General features: G+C 60.6%; 3 protein-coding genes. All 3 read left to right on the top strand.

Annotated features, from left to right (window positions below; translation table 11 throughout):
• Positions 1–9 precede the first annotated feature (9 nt).
• Genes AC6CHM_RS25030 through AC6CHM_RS25020 form a run of 3 tightly spaced genes read left to right on the top strand, consistent with a single transcriptional unit; the run spans position 10 to position 3,131 of the window.
• Positions 10–987 (top strand): thiamine pyrophosphate-dependent dehydrogenase E1 component subunit alpha, encoded by a 978-nt coding sequence (locus AC6CHM_RS25030; protein WP_498176042.1) that lies wholly within the window; start codon positions 10–12, stop codon positions 985–987.
• 12 nt (positions 988–999) lie between these two features.
• A complete protein-coding gene (locus AC6CHM_RS25025; protein WP_498176040.1) occupies positions 1,000–2,007 on the top strand; it encodes an alpha-ketoacid dehydrogenase subunit beta in 1,008 nt (335 codons plus the stop codon).
• A gap of 5 nt (positions 2,008–2,012) precedes the next feature.
• A complete protein-coding gene (locus tag AC6CHM_RS25020) occupies positions 2,013–3,131 on the top strand; it encodes an acetoin dehydrogenase dihydrolipoyllysine-residue acetyltransferase subunit (RefSeq protein ID WP_498176038.1) in 1,119 nt (372 codons plus the stop codon).
• Positions 3,132–3,149 lie beyond the last annotated feature (18 nt).

Raw genomic sequence — 3,149 nt, 5'->3', positions numbered from 1 at the left:
GAGGAAAGCATGTCGGGCTTGCAACTACCACAAGACAAACTCATTGAGGTCTACCGAAACATGCGGATGATCCGTCGCTTCGAAGAGCGGGTGATGGACGAGATGGCGACCGGTGACATTCCGGGCAATACCCATCTTTATGCCGGTCAGGAGGCAAGTGCCGTCGGGGTTTGTCTGCACCTTGGCGAGGACGACTATATCTCGTCGACGCATCGCGGCCACGGTCATTCGATTGCAAAGGGCGTCGACATTGACAGCATGATGGCCGAACTGTTCGGCAAGGCCACTGGCACCTGCGGTGGCAAGGGCGGATCACAGCATATTGCGGATCTGCGCAAGGGCATGCTCGGCGCCAACGGCATTGTTGCAGCGGGAGCCCCGATCACCTGCGGTGCAGCGTTGAGCGCCAAGCTCCTGGGCAAGAAGCATGTGGCGATAGCCTTTGCCGGTGACGGCGCGATGAACGAGGGCGTCATGTCGGAGAGCTTCAATCTTGCCAAGATCTGGATGCTGCCGATTGTCTTCGTTATCGAGGACAATGGTTTTGGCGAAGCCACGGCCAACGCGCATGTCTCAGCCGGCAGCTTCACGCGCCGGGCGGAAAGCTATGACATTCCGGCCATAGAGGTCGACGGCACAGATGTGTTCAGTGTCTATGCAGCTGCTGGCGAAGCGGTTGCCCGCGCCCGCAACGGCGGTGGCCCGACGATGCTGCATGTGCACGTGCCACGTTATTACGGCCACTATAGCGGCGACCCCGACAATTATCGCACGCCCGAGGAAAAGGCGGCGATGCGCCGGGAACAGGATTGCCTGATCAATTTCCGCAAGCGCGTCAATGAAGTGTCGCTGCTCGACGATGCCGAACTCGATGCCGTCGATCAGGCGATCGAAGCCGAAATCGATCATGCTGTTTCCGCCGCACGCGCCGCACCGTTCCCGTCATTGTCGGCTCTGACCACCGACGTCTACGTCAAGTATCTGTAAGGAGGACCGACCATGCCCAAGAAATCCTTCCGCCAGGCCCTCAACGAGGCTCTTCATTCGGAGATGGCCCGCGATCCGAGCGTGATCATGATGGGCGAGGACCTGACAGGCGGCGCCGGAGCCAACGGTGTGAAAGACGCCTGGGGCGGAGCTTTCGGTGTGACGCGTGGCTTGCTCGATGCGTTCGGCCCGGAGCGTATCCGCGACACGCCGATCAGCGAGGCGGCCTTCATCGGCGCAGCCGCCGGTGCCGCCTTGACCGGGTTGCGCCCGATTGCCGAGATCATGTTCGTCGACTTTGCCGGCGTGTGCCTTGACCAGATCATGAACCAGGCGGCAAAGTTCCGCTACATGTTCGGCGGCCGTGCCAAGACGCCTCTCGTCATCCGCGCCACCTATGGCGCCGGCAGCCGTTCCGGTTCGCAACATACCCAGGCGCTCTATCCGATCTTCACCCATATTCCGGGTCTGAAGGTCGTCATCCCGTCCAATCCCTATGATGCCAAGGGGCTTTTGTTGCAGGCGATCCGAGACGACGACCCGGTCATCTTCCTGGAGCACAAGATGCTTTACGACACGGTCGGCGAGGTTCCCGATGGCTCCTATACGATCCCATTCGGCGAAGCCCGCGTGGTGCGCGACGGCAAGGATGTCCTGATCGTCGCGATTGGACGAATGGTGGGTGTTGCCGAAGAAGCGGCGCGGCAGCTCGCCTTGGAAGGCATCACTGCCTGCGTCGTCGACCCCCGCACCACATCGCCTTTGGACGAGGACACCCTGCTTGATGTCGCTGAACAGATTGGCCGCATCGTCATTGTCGACGAGGCCAATCCGCGATGCAGCGTTGCCACCGACATCTCCGCTCTTTTTGCGGACAAGTGCTTTGACGCGCTGAAGGCGCCGATCAAGCTCGTGACGGCGCCGCACACACCGGTTCCTTACGCTCCCAATCTTGAAGACGCCTACATCCCGACGCCCGAAGCCGTGGCTAAGGCTGCCAGGTCCATTGTAAAGAGGTAAATCCCATGTCGCTTATCGAAGCAGTCACCGTCCCCAAATGGGGAATGACAATGACCGAAGGCACGATCACACGATGGATGGCCGATGAGGGTGACACCATCGTCCGCGGTCAGGAAATCCTCGAGATCGAGACGACGAAGATCACCAATGTCGTAGAATCGGCAGCAAGCGGCACCTTGCGGCGCATTGTACTGGCGCAAGGCACGACGGCGCCGGTAGGCGCACTCGCCGGTGTCATCAGCGACGATGCCGCGACTGCTGAAGCGATCGACGCCTTTATCGAAAGCTACGCCGATCGGCTGGGTTCGGGCGAAGATGGCGAGGCAGGCATAGCCATGCCGCGCACCCTCAATGTCGAGGGCGGCACCATCAACCTGCTCGAAGCCGGCGAAGCGAGCGATGATGCCGTCTTGTTCCTGCACGGCTTTGGCGGCGATCTGTCAACCTGGCTGTTCAATCAGCCGCCGCTGGCGGAAAATATCCGGACGATCGCGGTCGATCTGCCGGGACATGGCGCTTCCTCGCCTGTGGATGGCGGCGACATCCTTGCCAGGATCGTATCTGCTGTCAGCACTGCGGTTCAGGACCTTGTCCCCGGCAAGCTCCATATCGTCGGTCATTCCTTTGGCGGTGCCGTAGCGGCGAGAATAGCAGCCGACCAGCCATCGCGGGTCGCTTCGCTGACATTGATCGCACCCATTGGCCTGAGCAAGCAAATGAACCGGGACTTCCTGGTCGACTTCGTCGCCGCCGAGCGCCGCCGCCCGCTCTTCAACGTGCTGGAACGGCTGTTTGCCGATCCTTCCAGGATTACCAATGATATGGTCGAGGGCACCTTGCGCTTCAAGCGTCTGGAAGGCGTGTCCGAGGCGCTGTCGACAATCGCCGACAGCATCGCCAACGAAGACGGCCAGTTGCTGTCGATCAAGGAAACCATTGCCGGTCTCGACTGTCCCGTCACGCTCATCTGGGGCGAGCACGACCAGATCGTACCGGTTCCCAATGCCGCAGACATCCCGGCTAATGCCACACTACGCATCCTGCCAGCCGTCGGGCACATGCCGCAAATGGAGGCAGCCAAAACCGTCAATGACGCCATCTCCAAAAATATCCACAAAATCTGAATATCAGCGGGCAATGCC

This window comes from Phyllobacterium sp. GQ127 (genome assembly GCF_059758635.1).
Note: the sequence above shows the minus strand (reverse complement) of the source record. Positions and strands in the feature narration are given on the sequence as shown.